The organism is Desulfopila inferna (genome assembly GCF_016919005.1).
In the GTDB taxonomy this organism is placed as follows: domain Bacteria; phylum Desulfobacterota; class Desulfobulbia; order Desulfobulbales; family Desulfocapsaceae; genus Desulfopila_A; species Desulfopila_A inferna.
The window spans coordinates 1-16,295 of record NZ_JAFFQE010000007.1; the positions used below are offsets into that span (position 1 = coordinate 1).

The 16,295-nt window shown below is 48.5% G+C and carries 13 protein-coding genes; 10 read left to right on the forward strand and 3 right to left on the reverse strand.

The features are described from left to right. The first annotated feature begins 1,050 nt into the window (after positions 1-1,050). From gmd to JWG88_RS16060, 4 genes are all read left to right on the forward strand, one after another. Positions 1,051-2,169 (forward strand): GDP-mannose 4,6-dehydratase, encoded by a 1,119-nt coding sequence (gmd, locus tag JWG88_RS16045; RefSeq protein WP_205234817.1) that lies wholly within the window; start codon positions 1,051-1,053, stop codon positions 2,167-2,169. Between the two features lie 10 nt (positions 2,170-2,179). Further along, on the forward strand, positions 2,180-3,235 hold the full coding sequence (locus JWG88_RS16050; RefSeq protein WP_205234818.1) for a GDP-L-fucose synthase family protein: 1,056 nt from the start codon (positions 2,180-2,182) through the stop codon (positions 3,233-3,235). A 202-nt stretch (positions 3,236-3,437) separates the two neighbouring features. After that, on the forward strand, positions 3,438-4,952 hold the full coding sequence (locus JWG88_RS16055; protein ID WP_205234819.1) for a S8 family peptidase: 1,515 nt from the start codon (positions 3,438-3,440) through the stop codon (positions 4,950-4,952). Positions 4,953-5,022: 70 nt separating this feature from the next. Then, positions 5,023-6,054, forward strand: coding sequence for an NAD-dependent epimerase/dehydratase family protein (locus JWG88_RS16060; RefSeq protein WP_205234820.1), 1,032 nt, complete (start codon positions 5,023-5,025; stop codon positions 6,052-6,054). Between the two features lie 117 nt (positions 6,055-6,171). Here JWG88_RS16060 and JWG88_RS16065 read toward each other — a convergent pair whose 3' ends face one another. Beyond that, the gene (locus JWG88_RS16065; protein WP_205234821.1) at positions 6,172-6,750 is read right to left on the reverse strand and encodes an ATPase; all 579 of its coding nucleotides are present in this window, start codon (positions 6,748-6,750) and stop codon (positions 6,172-6,174) included. Beyond that, the gene (locus JWG88_RS16070; RefSeq protein ID WP_205234822.1) at positions 6,750-7,157 is read right to left on the reverse strand and encodes a TA system antitoxin ParD family protein; all 408 of its coding nucleotides are present in this window, start codon (positions 7,155-7,157) and stop codon (positions 6,750-6,752) included. The genes JWG88_RS16065 and JWG88_RS16070 overlap by 1 nt, the downstream gene beginning before the upstream one ends. Before the next feature lie 359 nt (positions 7,158-7,516). On the opposite strand from JWG88_RS16070, the gene JWG88_RS16075 reads away from it, so the two are divergent. From JWG88_RS16075 to JWG88_RS16100, 6 genes are all read left to right on the forward strand, one after another. Continuing rightward, positions 7,517-8,203, forward strand: a complete 687-nt coding sequence (locus tag JWG88_RS16075; RefSeq protein WP_205234823.1) for a GntR family transcriptional regulator — start codon at positions 7,517-7,519, stop codon at positions 8,201-8,203. Positions 8,204-8,205: 2 nt separating this feature from the next. Continuing rightward, positions 8,206-8,649 (forward strand): tripartite tricarboxylate transporter TctB family protein, encoded by a 444-nt coding sequence (locus tag JWG88_RS16080; protein WP_205234824.1) that lies wholly within the window; start codon positions 8,206-8,208, stop codon positions 8,647-8,649. Between the two features lie 17 nt (positions 8,650-8,666). After that, a complete protein-coding gene (locus JWG88_RS16085; protein ID WP_205234825.1) occupies positions 8,667-10,163 on the forward strand; it encodes a tripartite tricarboxylate transporter permease in 1,497 nt (498 codons plus the stop codon). A 64-nt stretch (positions 10,164-10,227) separates the two neighbouring features. Further along, a complete protein-coding gene (locus JWG88_RS16090) occupies positions 10,228-11,208 on the forward strand; it encodes a tripartite tricarboxylate transporter substrate binding protein (RefSeq protein WP_205234826.1) in 981 nt (326 codons plus the stop codon). Between the two features lie 159 nt (positions 11,209-11,367). Continuing rightward, a complete protein-coding gene (locus JWG88_RS16095) occupies positions 11,368-13,080 on the forward strand; it encodes a thiamine pyrophosphate-binding protein (RefSeq protein ID WP_205234827.1) in 1,713 nt (570 codons plus the stop codon). A 91-nt stretch (positions 13,081-13,171) separates the two neighbouring features. Continuing rightward, positions 13,172-13,606 carry a DUF6917 domain-containing protein gene (locus JWG88_RS16100; protein ID WP_205234828.1) on the forward strand — a complete coding sequence of 145 codons (435 nt, stop codon included), beginning with the start codon at positions 13,172-13,174 and terminating at the stop codon, positions 13,604-13,606. Positions 13,607-14,208: 602 nt separating this feature from the next. On the opposite strand, the gene JWG88_RS16105 is transcribed toward JWG88_RS16100, so the two are convergent. Continuing rightward, a complete protein-coding gene (locus JWG88_RS16105) occupies positions 14,209-16,122 on the reverse strand; it encodes a PPC domain-containing protein (protein WP_205234829.1) in 1,914 nt (637 codons plus the stop codon). Between the last annotated feature and the right edge of the window lie 173 nt (positions 16,123-16,295).

Here is a 16,295-nt window from a genome sequence, read left to right on the forward strand (position 1 = left end):
AACAAGTTTCACAGCTTCTACTTTGAATTCTTGTGTATATTTTCTTCTTCTTTCGGTCATAATGACACCTCCTTGTCGAATAAAAATCCAAACTTAAGAAAGTGTCCATTATTTCTTTACCACTTCAGTTCGCACCGCTCACCGCCAACCTACAGGCGGTGGCAATCTGGTTGGTTTTTATGATGTTCAAGTCCAGCCTGGTACCGAATCTGCCAAGGGCACAACACGAGACGATCCGGTAGGTTGGTGCTGAACGAAGAGAAGCCCAACGTTTTTGAGAAGACGGTTTCGTTGGGGTTCGCACCGCTCACCGCCAACCTACAGGCGGTGGCAATCTGGTTGGTTTTTATGATGTTCAAGTCCAGCCTGGTACCGAATCTGCCAAGGGCACAACACGAGACGATCCGGTAGGTTGGTGCTGAACGAAGAGAAGCCCAACGTTTTTGAGAAGACGGTTTCGTTGGGGTTCGCACCGCTCACCGCCAACCTACAGGCGGTGGCAATCTGGTTGGTTTTTATGATGTTCAAGTCCAGCCTGGTACCGAATCTGCCAAGGGCACAACACGAGACGATCCGGTAGGTTGGTGCTGAACGAAGAGAAGCCCAACGTTTTTTGAGAAGACGGTTTCGTTGGGGTTCGCACCGCTCACCGCCAACCTACAGGCGGTGGCAATCTGGTTGGTTTTTATGATGTTCAGGTCCAGCCTGGTACCGAATCTGCCAAGGGCACAACACGAGACGATCCGGTAGGTTGGCGCTGAACGAAGAGAAGCCCAACGTTTTTGAGAAGCTGGTTTCCTTGGGGTTCGCTGAGCTCACCGCCAACCTGCAGGTTCAAAGCTAGGGCTATGCCTTAATCTGCTTCTCTTAACCTTGGATTTTCTGATTTTTTTTTATTTACTCCGTTTCAGAGATAGTGTCTAATGCCTCTGTCCCAGGGGATCAGCGAAAACACACCCATCCTCGTGTGAACTTTTTTTAAAAATAAAGCGTTCAAAGGTGTCATCCTATCCTCATCCCGAACTTTAAATCACAAAGATTATAAAAATTATGAAAAAAGCATTAATAACAGGCATAACAGGGCAGGACGGAGCATATCTCGCCGAATTTCTCCTCAAAAAAGGCTATGAGGTCCACGGCATAAAAAGAAGAACATCTCTTTTCAACACCGATCGTATCGATCATCTCTATCAGGACCCCCATGAAGGACGGCGTAATTTCGTTCTCCACCATGGTGATCTGACCGACTCCTCCAGCCTCATCCATATTATAGAAAAGGTAAAGCCGACCGAGATTTACAATCTCGCAGCCCAGTCACACGTCGCCGTCTCCTTCGAGGAACCCGAATACACCGCCAATTCCGATGCTCTGGGAACCTTGAGGGTCCTGGAGGCAATACGCATCCTCGGGCTGACGGAAAAAACAAAATTCTACCAGGCCTCCACCTCCGAACTGTTCGGCAAGGTGCAGGAAGTTCCGCAGACCGAAAAGACACCGTTTTATCCCCGCTCTCCCTATGCCGTCGCCAAAATGTATGCTTACTGGATTGTGGTTAACTACCGTGAAGCCTACAATATCTTCGCCTGCAACGGTATCCTCTTCAACCATGAATCACCGCTGCGGGGAGAAACCTTTGTTACCAGAAAGATTACCCGGGCTCTGGCTCGGATGATTCTGGGTCTGCAGGATTGTGTTTATCTGGGCAACCTCAATGCCAAAAGGGACTGGGGCCATGCCCGCGACTATGTGGAGATGCAGTGGCTGATGCTGCAGCAGGAAAAGCCTGAAGATTATGTTATAGCAACAGGAAAGCAGCACTCGGTACGGGATTTCATCATCGCCGCGGCGGCAGAGCTGGGCGTTGTCCTGCAATGGCAGGGCGAAGGTGTCGAAGAAGTAGGGATTGTCGACAGCATACGGGCCGGAGCCCTTGGAGAAGGTATAAAGGCAGGTGATGTAATAGTCCGCGTAGATCCACGCTATTACCGGCCGACGGAGGTTGAGTCTCTTCTGGGCGATCCGAGCAAAGCCAAAGAGAAGCTTGGCTGGCAGCCGAAAACATCCTTCGAAGAGCTGGTCGCCGAAATGATGCGCTCCGATCTGGAGGAGGCACGAAGAGACGAACTCTGCAAAAATCAGGGTTTTAAAATTCTCAATCACAATGAATAGCTAAGACACCATGAATCCCAAGGAAACAATATTCGTGGCCGGGCATCGCGGCATGGTGGGCTCGGCCATTGTCCGGCAGTTGGAAAATCGGGGCTTTAAAAATATAGTTACCCGTACTCATGCCGAACTCGATCTTACCCGGCAGGTAGAGGTCCGGGAGTTCTTCGAGTCCGAGAAAATAGACAGAATCTTTTTAGCAGCCGCGAAAGTAGGGGGGATTCATGCCAACAGCACCTATCCTGCTGATTTCATTTACATCAACCTGTCGATTCAAAATAACGTAATCCATGAAGCCTATCGGGCCGGTGTTAAAAACCTGCTGTTTCTGGGCAGCTCCTGTATCTATCCTAAATTCTGCCCGCAGCCGATGAAGGAAGAGTACCTGCTGACCGGCCCGCTAGAACCAACCAACGAACCATATGCGGTTGCCAAAATAGCGGGAATAAAGATGTGCGAGGCCTATAACCGCCAGTATGGAACAAGCTATTTTTCGGTTATGCCCACCAATCTTTATGGTCCGGGAGATAACTACCATCTGGAAAACAGTCATGTCATCCCTGCCATGCTGCGCAAGTATCATCTTGCTTGCCTGGCCGCACAAGGCAATATCGCCGGAATCATCGAAGACGAGCAGCAGTATGGACCCATCCCGGCTGATATCTGTAAAGCCATAGGATATTCCTCTGAAAAAGAAACACTTGACCCGCAACATGAGCCAAAGGTCATCCTCTGGGGAACTGGTTCTCCACGTCGTGAGTTTCTTCATGTCGACGACATGGCCGCGGCCTGCCTTCATGTTATGGAAATCGGTGAGGAATATTTCTTAGACGATATTCCGTCTTTCCTCAACATCGGTACCGGCAGTGATATTACCATTCGGGATACCGCGGAATTGATAGCCGAAATTACAGGCTTCAGCGGAGAAACGCTATACAATGCCAACCAGCCCGACGGCACTCCCCAAAAACTGCTGGATACGGATAAAATCAATAAATCAGGGTGGAAGCCGGAATTCGATCTTCAACAGGGATTGGAGAAAACATACGCGTCATACTTGAAACGGTAGCTCCAAATCTTTCTTTTCCCCAATCCCGGATTAGATCCGGGAACGGAATGACGGTCTGGGGAATATTGGGTTCCCGGAATGATGGGGTGATTCCCTGTTTTTCCTTTTAAATTTCCACAAGCTCTCGTATATTCATTCCCAACATTTTACCGCCCGATCCTTAAAGAACCACTTTAACAATCCCTACCAAAGGAAGTGTCCAATGAAGAAGCGATTTGCCCTGCTCATCTCTATCTGCCTTGTGCTCGTTTTCATATGTGCCCCCGCAATTGCCAGTGATGCTAAAATAGTCAATGGATCCCGTCTTCAGGCGCTGATTAAGAAAGGCGGTAAGGTGCCGGTTATAGTAACCATGAGAGTCGATAAATATAACGATCTGGCAAATGCCTCGGCCAATTACAGGCCCGACAACCCGGCAAGAGATAAAGCACACCCCAACCCCGACGCTCTGTTAACTTCCAGCATAAAAAATACAGCGGAAAACATTCATACCATGCTGCCGGCCAACAGTTATAAATTTAAAAGAAGCTTCCAATTCCTCCCCGCGATGGCTTTATCCGTCAACCAAAAGGCCTTGCAGGCTCTCGCGGCCAACCCCAGAGTCGAAAAAATTTATGAAGACGAGTTGACCAAACTTCCTCCAATAACGCCTGCAACCTCATCGGAAATTTCTTCACCGCAATTGAATCAAAGCACTCCTCTGATCGGTGCCACCGATGCCTGGTCGATGGGCTATACCGGTAAAGGCACTTATGTAGCGATATTGGATACCGGTGTCCGTTCTTCACATGAAATGTTTGTTGGGAAGAACTTTGTCGAGGCCTGCTATAGCAGTTACTATCCCGACCCTTTTTATCTTGCCACACCAGTATGCCCCAATGGCGGGACAGCACAAACCGGACAGGGCGCGGCTGCACCCAGAGCCGGTAGTCACGGCACTCATGTCGCCGGAATTGCAGCAGGAAACAATGCAGGGTATTCCCCAGGAGAAGCCTACAGAGGCGTCGCACCCGACGCTGATATCATCGCTGTACAGGTTTTCACCCAATTTAACGGCCCCATCTGCACTGAACTGGGAGCAACAGCGCCATGTCACCTTACCTCCTCGAGCGACCAAATCTCAGGTCTCGAGTTTGTTTATTCCCTTCGCAACAATTACACCGTCGGGGCCGTGAATATGAGTATCGGAGGTGGAGGAACTGATCTGCCTTGTGATGACGATCATAGAAAAACAATGATAGATCTACTACGGTCTGCAAAAATCGCCACCGTCATCGCCACCGGAAATGATGGTTTCTGCGGTGGAGTCAGCTCACCGGCCTGTATCTCCTCTGCGGTGTCAGTCGGCGCCTCGGATAAAAACGACATTGAAGCATTATACAACAACTACCACCCAACCCTGCAGGAGTTCTTTGCCCCGGGAAGCGCTATTCTGTCAGCCACGGCAGTGAACAATTCAAGCTATGCCGTGTGGAGTGGAACCTCAATGGCGACACCTCACGTTACCGGAGCCTTCGCTCTGTTTCGTGGAGCTTTTCCCGCTGCCGGAGTGACAACTATTGAACAGACACTGAAAAAAACCGGCAAAAGCTTGAGGGGATTGTGTCCGGGAGCAACTGCCATCCCGAGAATCAATGTGGATTTGGCAATACAGCAATCACCCGTCAGGATGGTACTGCCATTCCAGCTATTGCTGCTGAAGCCTAATGAACGATAGGAAATGTAGGTAGTTTAATTGTTCCGGCTCATCCGCTAAAACACAACTTTCTGTATAAATAAGAGATAAAATGCCCGCCATCTATCAGAATCTCCAAACCAAACTAACAACCACCCCCTACACCTGGCTCATCACCGGTGTAGCCGGTTTCATAGGATCAAACCTTCTCGAAACTCTCCTCAAACTCAACCAGAGAGTAATAGGCCTCGACAACTTCTCTACCGGCTTCCAGCACAATCTCGATGAGGTGCAATCCCTGGTCAGCCAGGCACAGTGGCAAAACTTCACCTTCATAAAAGGAGACATCAGCAACCTGGAAACCTGCAAAGACGCCTGTAACGGCGTTGATTACGTCCTCCACCAGGCCGCCCTCGGCTCCGTCCCCAGATCCATTGAAGATCCCATCACCACCAACCTCAACAATATCAGCGGCCACCTCAATATGCTGGTTGCCGCAAGAGACGCCAGGGTCAAAAGATTCGTCTATGCTGCCTCAAGCTCCACCTACGGCGATCATCCCGATCTGCCCAAGGTGGAAGACACCATTGGCAAGCCGCTATCTCCCTATGCCGTAACCAAGGTGGTCAACGAGCTCTACGCCGAGGTCTTTGCTAAAACCTACAACTTCAAAGCCATCGGTTTGCGCTACTTTAACATATTCGGCAGACGTCAGGATCCCAACGGGGCCTATGCCGCAGTCATCCCCAAATGGTTTGTCGGGTTGATCAACAATGAAACGGTCTTTATCAACGGAGACGGTGAAACAAGTCGTGATTTCTGCTATATCGACAACTGCGTCCAGGCCAATCTGCTGGCAGCCACAGTCCGGGATGAGGCGGCAACCAATCAAGTCTATAACATTGCCTTTGGGGAGAGAACGACCCTCAACCAACTCTACTCCCATATCAAGGGACGCGTTGCGGCCAGCAATCCGGCAGCTCAAAATGCCGAACCCCAGTATCGCGATTTTCGGGCAGGAGATGTGCGCCATTCTCTTGCCGATATCGCCAAGGCCAGAGCATTGATCGGTTATGAGCCGCAGTTTTCGGTGATAAGAGGGCTGGACAGGGCTGCTGAATGGTATATGAAAAACCTTGGTTGAGCCAGACCCGTTGGCTCGGGCAGGATCTTGATGCTATGAGAGTGGATTCCGGATCTCACAAGCAAGATATAACGGCTCCTTTCAGGCTGTTTATTTCACACACTAAGTGGGCAGTAGTCAAGACTCCGGCAATATCACCTTCACCCACTCCGGCAAAGGAGAGACCAGTTCCTTAAATTCTCCGGATTTATATACAACTGTTTGCCGAAACGGATCATCTCGTAATGAATTGTTCAACAACCAGGCTTCATCTACCAGAGTAAGGGCAGTCCTGATATGTTTCATTGTCCTGGGGATGCGGGAATGTATCTTGTCCGGTGGCACACTGTGACCTCCCTCCGCCACCCGCTGTTGAACTCGGGCTTCGTTGAGCGCCGGGGTAGTTAAATGAATATAGATCAATATGACCTTGTACCCATGAGCTTTTGCCTGGGCAATAAAGTCTATTTTCGATTCATGTGAGAAAACGGTCTCAAAACAGAATGATACTCCCTTGGCAATCAGATCTTCCCTGATTTTTGCGGCTATTGTAGCCGCTTGATAGCTTACATCTTCTGCGCCTTCTGAACTTATCTCCTTGGCTATTAAATCTGCATTTACAAATTTGATGCCGTGTTTGGCCAGATACAGATTATAAAAAGTGGACTTTCCCGCACCATTGCCCCCGGCCAGGATCCACAGTTTCGAGGTATTCATCAAAGAGGCCTGAATTCACCATTTTCAAACTGTCCGGTCTCTCTTTTCCCTGTCAGTGAATCAACTTTATCGAGGAAGCCTTCCCTGGTTAAACTTGCCTCATAATAAACCCTGGCGGAAGTTACCTTCCGAGCAAGAATATTTTTCTTTCGATCGTCTTCAAGATCATTGAAAATAACATCCGAATCTATACCATCTGCTTGCAGCGGTTTGCTATATTCCAGCCTGATTTCTTTCAATCCCTGGGTAACAGCAATAGCATCGGCAATGTGCAGCTTCGACGATATTGCCTTGCCTAATTTTGCCCAGTATTCAAGCTGCTTGGCCTTCGATCTGTTTTCCACCCTCGCTTCACGCTCTGCCTGTTTAGCCAGGTTCGCATCGATTCTCAATGAAACGGTAGCCATAAATCCCTCCCTTTTGATGCAATATGCCACAAAACGCCCCTGTATGCCTCAACAGTAAACCCGATATCCCACCAAGTCAACCGAATACACTACGAAGGTCAAGCTTTTCTGCCAGAGACAACAAGCTCAGGACGCAAAGCATACCCCCGGAAAAATCCACGCGCGGTAAACCCGTAGGTTGGCGCTGATTAAGGAAGCCCAACGTTTTGCTATCCGACACAGTTAAGTGATCAAGGAAAAGGCAAATATACATATGAAAAAAAGAACAATTTTTAAATTCTTGACGAGAAAATATTTTTCTGATAGGAAGATTGTATACAACATATAATACAGCAAAATAAACAGCACACAATACAGCCATGGATACAATAAAAAATACTTCTGTAAACGAGATCTATAAAATTCTGCATGACATGGTCATCTCTTTTCAGTTTCCCCCAGGCAGCAAAATCAGTGAAGTCAGCGTAGCTGAATCACTGGGAGTCAGCAGAACACCAGTGCGTCAGGCTCTGCAGGAACTGGCGACACGGAAATTGCTGATTAAAAGGCCGAGTAAGGGGTTCTATTCCAGAAAAATTGAAAAGAATGAAATTTTCGACCTTTACGAGCTCCGCGAATGCGTTGAGATGAAGGCTGTCGAACTTGCGGCAAAACGTGCCAGTGACGAAGAATTAAATGGTCTCTATGAATTGTGGAAGGAGGGCTCTAAATTACCTAAAACAGCTTCAACAGAGGTATTACATAAAAGAGACCGGGATTTTCATATGTATATAGCCGACATGAGCAATAATCAGCAGATTGTCGAACTTCTGCACAACATAAACGATCGAATTTATTTTGTTCGCTGGATCGACATGACAGACAGAGCGCCCAAAACCCAGCATGAACATGAGAAAATCGTTGAATTTCTTTTAGAACGGAAAGGAAGGGAAGCCGCTGAAGTCATGCAGAAGCATATTAACAAGCGTATGGAAGATATCGTACTCAGTACAAGAGAGGCTTATGCCCGCATCTTTACCGGTGATCTGCCGGAAAAGGAGAGTTGAACATGCCGGTCGTTATCATGCTGTTGGTGTTCACGGTAGGATATCTCTTTCAGGCAATAAACCTTCCCATGGGTACTTTAAGAAATATCGGTCCGGGATTTTATCCTGTTTTTATCTCTTTTTGCATGCTGGTTGTCCTGGTTGTTCAAATTTTCAGAGAGAAGAAAAAAGCTACGCTGCCGAAGCTTAAAGTCAATAAATTTCAGCTTATATTCATCGTTTTGTTCGGCGGCCTCATCGTCATGCTCGAAAAAGTTGGCTATTTTGGCACTGCGGTTGTGTTCATTCTCTCTTTTTCGATGCTTCTTGGCTGGCAATTATTAGAGAGCTACAAGGATGAGCAGAAGAAGTACGTTTTAATTCTATACCCATTAGCTGCTGCTGTAGCAGTAACTTTGCTTGATTATGCTCTTTTTGAACTGGCTTTTGATTTCAACCTTCCCTAACTTTGTATGGAGTTGAGATGGCTTTTGAATACCTCCCCATGTATTTCGACTCGTGGCTCATCCTCTATTTACTCGTCGGATATTTCATCGGTTTCTTCTTTGGAGCAGTCCCCGGACTTACCTCAACATTGGCGATATCCCTTCTTCTGCCGATCACTTTCGGCATGGAAGTCATTAATGCCCTGGTAACCTGTGTCGGTATTTTTGTCGGAGGTATTTACGGCGGCGGGGTGACCGGCATCCTGATTAATATCCCCGGCGCTCCTGCTGCCGCCATCACAGTTACCGAAGGATATAAACTGACCCAGCAGGGTAAAGCCGGCCGGGCGCTCTCGCACGGAGCATTTTCCTCTATGGTAGGTGGTATGGTCGGTGCATTATTCACAATCTTTTTTATTCAATATATTGCCGATCTTTCCCTCCATTTTAAAACACCGGATAAATTTTCTCTGATTCTCATGGCAATCGTTGTCTCTATGCTCATCAATTCCAATGACCTGGGCAAAGGGATAATCTCCACCCTGTTGGGTTTAATGGTTGCGGCCATCGGCATCGATACATTCGAGGCCCGTCCGAGAATGAGTTTTGGTATAGAAAACATCCGTGAAGGTGTCCAGTTATTGACGGTTGTTGTCGGAACATTCGCCATCTCCGAGATATTCACTCAGCTGGCCACCACGCCTCTTCGTGCTAAAGAGGTTCTCAGTAGGCTGAAACTGACTAAAGACAGTTATAATTTTAAACCGAAATATAAAGACATTAAAGAAATTGGCTTGTGGTGTTATCTGCGCAGTTCGATAATAGGCTTTCTTACGGGAATCCTTCCCGGAGCCGGCGCGGCCATGGCCTCCCTGATATCATATGCTGTGGCAAAAGCATTTTCGCGTAAAAAAGATCAATATGGCAAAGGTAGCCTGGAAGGTATATCTGCGGCCGAGACCGCCAATAATGCCATGTGCCCCGGGGCAATAATCCCGCTGCTGACCTTCGGCATTCCCGGAGATGCTGTAACTGCTTTAATTCTCGGAGTGTTTACTCTTCATGGCCTCATACCCGGCCCAATGTTGATGGTGGAGCAAGCTGATACCATGGGGCCGATGTTACTGGCCTTTCTCATTACTCCGGCACTGATATTCATTTCCCTGTTTATTTTTGGCAGGTACTATATAAAGATACCGCTGGTCAACAGACAGTTCCTCTATCCTTTCATCGCCTTTACCGCAATGGTCGGCTTGTATGCTGCCACCTATTCAATTGTCCAGTTAGTTCATGCCGTAATAATAGGTTTTGTCATATTTCTGCTCAGTGCCAGGGATTATCCTGCCGTCCCTTTTCTTTTAGGTTTCATTCTGGGGCCGTATTTTGAAAAAAGCTTCAGGACCAGTATGGCTCTTTCCGGAGGGGATGTAACAATATTTTTCCGATCCTCCTTCAGTCTGTTCTTTTTGATATTGAGTGTGGCAATGATTTACTTTCTGGGCATTCGTCTGCCCGAGACCTTAAAAAAGAAGTGACAAACAGGCAATGCAGATAATGCTGTCGTCGCCTATTTAAAAGCCAAAAAACAGGGAGGTTAGCATGAATTTCAGATCATCGTTTATTTCCATTTGTACTCTTTTCATGGCCGTAAGCAGCCCCGCGGTTTTCGCCGGAGATTATCCGGAAAAAGACATCAAGCATATCATGCCCTGGGGAGCCGGTGGGGGCACCGATACCGTGATGCGCAGTTTCATGAAAAACATGGAAAAGGAATTGGGCCGGAAAATCTATACCGTCAATATCGACGGGGCCAAAAGCGGTCTTGGCGTCAACGAGTTGATGAGTTCTCCGGCAGACGGTTATACCATCGGAAGCTTGACCTATGACAGTATTGTTACGGTACCCTATTTCGGTCTTCTGGAAAATTACTCTCTGGATAAGCTGGAGTTTATTGCCACGGTAACCATACATCCTACAGTCATTGCGGCGCATATCGATTCCAAATATAAAACGGTCGAAGATCTGATCAATGAAGCGAAAAAAGCTCCCGGTCAGGTTAAAGTTTCCAACGTCGGTTTTGGCGGGGTGTGGCATTTACCCATGGTTGATCTGGAACAACAGGCAGGCGTTAAGTTTGATCATATCGCCTTTGCCGGAGGGTCCGGCGAACAGCGCGAGGCTCTGCTAAAAAGAGAAACAGATCTCGCCTGCATGAGCCTTGGGGGCATTTTCCCGCTGATAAAAGCAGACAAAGCCAGGATCATAGCCGTCATGTCTGATGATCGCCTTGCTGAATATCCAGATACCCCAACGCTCAAGGAAAAAGGTTACGATGCAGTATGGGGATCTCTGCGCTCAATTGCGGTGCCTCGCGGTGTTGATCCACAAATTACCGCAAAACTTACAGAGGCCGCCGAAAAAACCGCCAATAGCACGGAATGGAAAAAATGGCTCGAGAAAAACGGTGGAGGCTGGTCCTTTGTTGACAGTGAAGGAACCAGAAATTATGTAGAATCATTGCAGAAAAAAGTCTTTACCCAGCTCGATCAGCTCGTTGCAGATGGAGTCATCACAAAATAACCACTGATTGATATAGCAGAGCAACTGCTTCACCGGCATCCGATCCAGGCCTATCCGGCTATGATTGTTTCGCAAGGCAAGACAAGGCAAGGATATACATCCTGCCTTGTCTTACGGTGATGTGTTAATCCGGCAGAATTTGTATTTGAGGAGATGCCAATGAACGGTGCACAAATAATTTTAGAAATGTTGAAGCTTTATGAAGTCAAACATGTCTTTGGCTTACCTGGAGAAACCACTATAGATCTTTATGATCACTGGCATGACTATCCGGAAATAAAACATATACTTACCAGAGATGAAAAAAATTCAGCGTTCATGGCAGAAGCATACGCTAAGATTACCGGAAAACCCGGCGTTGTCGAGTCTCCCAGCCCTGGCGTTGCACATCCGGCACCAGGTATTGCAGAAGCATTTGCCGGCAGTATTCCTTTGATATTTTTTACCTCCGATGTTTATCCCAACGACAACAAGCGCTCCATGTTGACTGGAATCGATCAAACCGATTTTTATTCAACTATATGCAAAGAAAGCTTTATCCTCGATCGTCCGGAAGAAATCCCCTTCCTGATGCGCAGGGCCTTTCGGGTAGCTACTTCAGGACGCCCCGGACCTGTCCACCTGCGCATGATGTGGAATTGCCTCAGTGCGACAGCTGATGTAGCCGATCTCTACGGCCAGCCGGAATGTGCAACCTATCCTTCTTTCCGCAACATCGCCGACCCTGCGAGTCTGGAAAAAGCCCTGGAAAAACTGCTTCAGGCGGAAAATGCGCTCATTATCTGTGGGCAGGGAGCCTTAAGTTCCGGGGCAAGCCTGGTTATAGAGCAATTGGCCGAAGCATTGCACATACCCGTTGCTACAACGACAACGGGAAAAGGGGCGGTGTCGGAAGTTCATCCGCTATCCCTCGGAGTGGTAGGGGCCAGAGGGGGTACTGCCTATACAAATGGTTTTATCGAAAGAGCCGATACCATCTTCTATATCGGATCAAACACAGACTCCACCGGCACCGATGCCTGGAGTCTTCCTAAACTCAGCGACGATAAAACCATTCTGCATCTTGACATGGCGCCGGAAAACATTGGCAATATGTACAAAACCTCTGTCGGCATGTGTGGCGATGCGCGGGCCTCCGTCGAATTTATGTTGACCTTGATAGCAAATAATAATCTTGCCCAAAAAGGTCCTCTGCAGGGATTCGTTGAAGAGCGGGAGCAGGCCAGAAAAAAGCTCTTCGAGGCACCGGTTCCCGATATCAATCAAGGCATCTTCCCGCCACACTTTGTCCAGGTGCTTGATGCAATTCTCCCGGATAATGGCATCATCGCCACGGAGGCCGGAGTTTGCAGTATATATACCACACCGCTTTTTCAGATGAAAAAATCCGGAAGGCGCTATTTAAGCAATTATTCCCTGGGGGCTCTGGGATATGCCATCCCTGCGGCTCTTGGTGCCGCCTATGCCGATGAAAGCGCACCTGTTATCGCCCTGACCGGCGACGGAAGCTTTGGTTTCAACTGCGGTGAGCTCGAGACATTCGTCAGAACAAATAAAAACGTCACCATTGTCCTCTACCGCAATGATAATTTTGGCTGGATTAAGGGAGAAACCGTGCTGATCAACGACAGCATGCCCTTTTGCACGGATTTCAGCAAAAAAACCAATTATCTCAAGGTAGCCGAGGCTTTCGGGCTGCACTGCCAAAGACTGGAGAATCAAAAAGATATTGAAAGGATACTGAAGAACGCCCTTGATCATGATGGACCATCGTTTATTGAGATGCCGGTTGTCTCAGAAGACATTATTGCTCCTTTTGTTCCAAAGTGGATCAAGGGAGCCAGGAAGAAAAACATTCCCAATATATATTAGCGTCGATTGTGGCAAAAAAGGAGAGGGGTACATCCAAGCTTTTGCCGAGAGATCCGGGGGCCATGCCTCTGTATGCAAAGAGAGAGAAATTATGAGTAAAGATCCGTCATCTGTATTAGTGAATCCTTTTTCACAAAGATGTATGGTCGAAGCTGAAACGATTGCAATTTTAGATGCACGACGGCATGACAGAGATATGACTCTGATTGAGCCGCTTACACGTGTCGTAAAAAAGGGCGAGATTCATGAATTCGTTTTGACAGATGACGCAGATGCAAAACCTGGTGCCAGGATAAATAGAGTCGCTTATCTGGCTTTTGCAGTTATCACTCAGGAAGGGATTCTCAGCGTTGGCGATCATCTCTTCTGTGGTACCGAAACTATAGGACAAATTGTCGGCTATGATGAAACTCATATGCCAAATCACATGAATATTGTGATCTACGCGGCAGAGGCCAAAACCGGTGCCGAAAATAATCTATACTTAGGACAAAGCTTTTTTCTGCTGCCCCTGTCATTCAATTAAAGAAATTTTCGGGTCCTTGAAAACTTAGACCTCCCTGGTGTTGAGCCAAGAGGTCTAATATTCCTTCTTGCGCTGTCGTCGCGAAGTGAGGTTCCAATATAATCAATAAACCTGATACCTGATCCCCGCCACCATTGAAATGATGCATGACTGAACTAGCACACCCCAAAAGAAGTTATTGGCTTTGAGAAGGAAAAGAAAGAGCCTTTTTTAGATTGGTTAAACGGCATCAAGGACAGTACTAACAGGCAGCTCATTCTCGCCAGAATTCGGCGGCTGGAACAGGGCAACTATGGCGACTGCGATTCTGTTGGAGAAGGGGTTAGCGAGCTCCAGGAGCCTCTGTTGGCAACCACCACCGATGCCGGTCGTTTTGATACTGAACCAATCACTGAAAAAGAGAGATGTCCCTGTAAATGTCAGGATGAGAATGCACCAACGACAAATATAAAGCGATTCCAACAGAAGTTCTGTTTTGATTTCAATGGGGCTAATCGAACATGGCAGCCTCCTTCCATGCTTCCGCATTTTCTAATATACCACCGGGAGATGAGCATTTTTCCTCTCTGCCAAATGCTCATCTCCATAATCCTGCCGGCAGTCTATTCGACCCTGCATTGTCCGTCGCTGAAGAGAGTGTTTCCGTTGGAGGGTATAACGGCAACCAGCTCTTCGCCGATCATGGTAAATTCACCCTTTTCTAGTGTGCCAGCCAGTTGCCGATCCGCCGCTGACGCGCTGCGGGCGTTATTTGTGTAGATCATGACCCAAATTTCGGCACTCGAGCCGTTCCATTTTGAATAGAAACGATACATCTTGCCGGCCTGCAGGGTAAAACTGAAGGACCCGCTGAGACTGCCGCAGTTATAGGTGGTTATGCTCCAGGTAAAGGACTTCTTGCCGACGGTGGTCTTCTGCCAGCCCTCCCATGACGAACTGCTGGCCGAACAGCTCTGCGTTACCGAGTGTTTGGTGACACCACTGGAGGAGATATTAAAGGAGGCCCAGCCACCGCTGCAGCAGACCTCATTGCCGGCACCCCATAGCGGTGCGGCAAGGGATTTGGTGCCATTGATGGCGGGATAGAATAGGGGCCATGGGAAGCCTGTGGTGGCAGCTGGTTTAGTTGTAGTTGCTGTCAATCTTCCTGCCCCTTCCTGGTAACCGTGAACCATGATATACCAGTTCCCTGCCGTGGGATTGGTGTGGGTACAGATTTCGGTGGTGGTCGAACCCTTGTATGGCCTGCAGGTGAAGGTGGATGTTGTCGCCGGGGCTCCATAGCGGGTATAGAGATCGAGATCGGCGGTGAGATTATCCAATATCACCTCGAGTTTGGTCGCCGATGTCGGCACGGAAACCTGGTAACATTTTTCCTGGCTGACGGCTACATTGACAGAGGTTCCCCGGCCATTGATCAGATTGGTGCAGGAACTGCCGCTGCCCTGCACCCAGCCGAGATCCTTGAGCAGTCCTTTGGTGATGGTGCCGGGGTCATGCGTCGCGGTACCGGCGCTGATGGCGTAGACCATCAACCTGTGTACGGTGGAACTGAAGGTATTATAATCGAGATGAGAGTAACTTGAACCGGAGGCCCAGGTGGCAGGGGCATAGATCTTGACCCTGGTATTACCGTTGGCGGCCATGGCATTGGCGCCATGAAAATAGAGCCCGTTCGACAGCAATGCCGTGCCGAGGGCAGTGGTGCCGTCACTGTATGATGTTGTCAGGGGATTACCGCTGTTATCCCGCATGAAGGTGTCATAGATATTGGGATAAGGATAATTGTACCAGTACCCTGTGGAGCCTGAAACATACATCCCCCCCGAGAAGTTCAGCCCATGGGCAATCTCATGAAGTACCACTGTGAAGAGATCATGCTGAGACGAGCCAGGATTGCCGTCGGTGCCGTAATACCAGTTAAAATTGCTGTTGTAGGTGATATGCATATCCTCGTTGGCGGTACTTAGATCGGCCCCATGAAGTGCATTTGCCAGCGAGGCTGAGTAAAAGGTACCCGCCCTGGGGGCCCCTGAAAAATCGCGGTGCAGACTGCCGCCGCCGGAGTAACCGAGAATAGAACTGCTGTCCATGTCGGCCCAGCAGGCCTTAATGGTAATGGGAACGCTCGATTGGAGGATATTAGCCCAGACATTGGCGGCGGCGGTAAAAACGGTTCTGGCACTGGCCGGAAACGTTGAACATGGCTCTTCCCATTTATCCGTACCGCCGGCGGCGATATAGTTGATAGTGAAGGAAGAAGTCGCTGCGCTTGGGTCAATCGAGTATTCAGGTGGCAGCGGCACCCTGCGAAGGGTGGCGGGATTGGGATCGTTGATGACCGCCCTCAACGGCACGGCGTCAACGACGGTCAGCCCATCCTCTGAGAGCTGTGGCTGGAGTGGATCGGGCAAACCCTTCAGCATCGCGTCTTCGGCAATAGCAGAAGTTGTTGAAAGGCCAAAGAGCAGCACGACGGCAAGGCATAGTCGGGCAATCGGTTTTCTGATAATCATGTTCATCTTCTCCCCTTAATGACACATTAAAAAAACACTATTTTAAATACTGCAACGACTGCAAAACGACAGACATGCTATTAAAGTTTCACTTCCGGATAGATCCGGCTTTCTCCAGACCGGCTTCACCTTCAGCACCATGACTTATCGGACTGTGTATCGCACCGCAGCAG

Coding starts and splice junctions, on each gene's coding strand:
- JWG88_RS16080 (WP_205234824.1), top strand. CDS start 8,206: ATGCCGGTCGTTATCATGCTGTTGGTGTTCACGGTAGGATATCTCTTT.
- JWG88_RS16090 (WP_205234826.1), top strand. CDS start 10,228: ATGAATTTCAGATCATCGTTTATTTCCATTTGTACTCTTTTCATGGCC.
- JWG88_RS16105 (WP_205234829.1), bottom strand. CDS start 16,122: ATGATTATCAGAAAACCGATTGCCCGACTATGCCTTGCCGTCGTGCTG.
- JWG88_RS16095 (WP_205234827.1), top strand. CDS start 11,368: ATGAACGGTGCACAAATAATTTTAGAAATGTTGAAGCTTTATGAAGTC.
- JWG88_RS16075 (WP_205234823.1), top strand. CDS start 7,517: ATGGATACAATAAAAAATACTTCTGTAAACGAGATCTATAAAATTCTG.
- JWG88_RS16085 (WP_205234825.1), top strand. CDS start 8,667: ATGGCTTTTGAATACCTCCCCATGTATTTCGACTCGTGGCTCATCCTC.
- JWG88_RS16065 (WP_205234821.1), bottom strand. CDS start 6,750: ATGAATACCTCGAAACTGTGGATCCTGGCCGGGGGCAATGGTGCGGGA.
- JWG88_RS16050 (WP_205234818.1), top strand. CDS start 2,180: ATGAATCCCAAGGAAACAATATTCGTGGCCGGGCATCGCGGCATGGTG.
- JWG88_RS16070 (WP_205234822.1), bottom strand. CDS start 7,157: ATGGCTACCGTTTCATTGAGAATCGATGCGAACCTGGCTAAACAGGCA.
- JWG88_RS16060 (WP_205234820.1), top strand. CDS start 5,023: ATGCCCGCCATCTATCAGAATCTCCAAACCAAACTAACAACCACCCCC.
- JWG88_RS16055 (WP_205234819.1), top strand. CDS start 3,438: ATGAAGAAGCGATTTGCCCTGCTCATCTCTATCTGCCTTGTGCTCGTT.
- JWG88_RS16100 (WP_205234828.1), top strand. CDS start 13,172: ATGAGTAAAGATCCGTCATCTGTATTAGTGAATCCTTTTTCACAAAGA.
- gmd (WP_205234817.1), top strand. CDS start 1,051: ATGAAAAAAGCATTAATAACAGGCATAACAGGGCAGGACGGAGCATAT.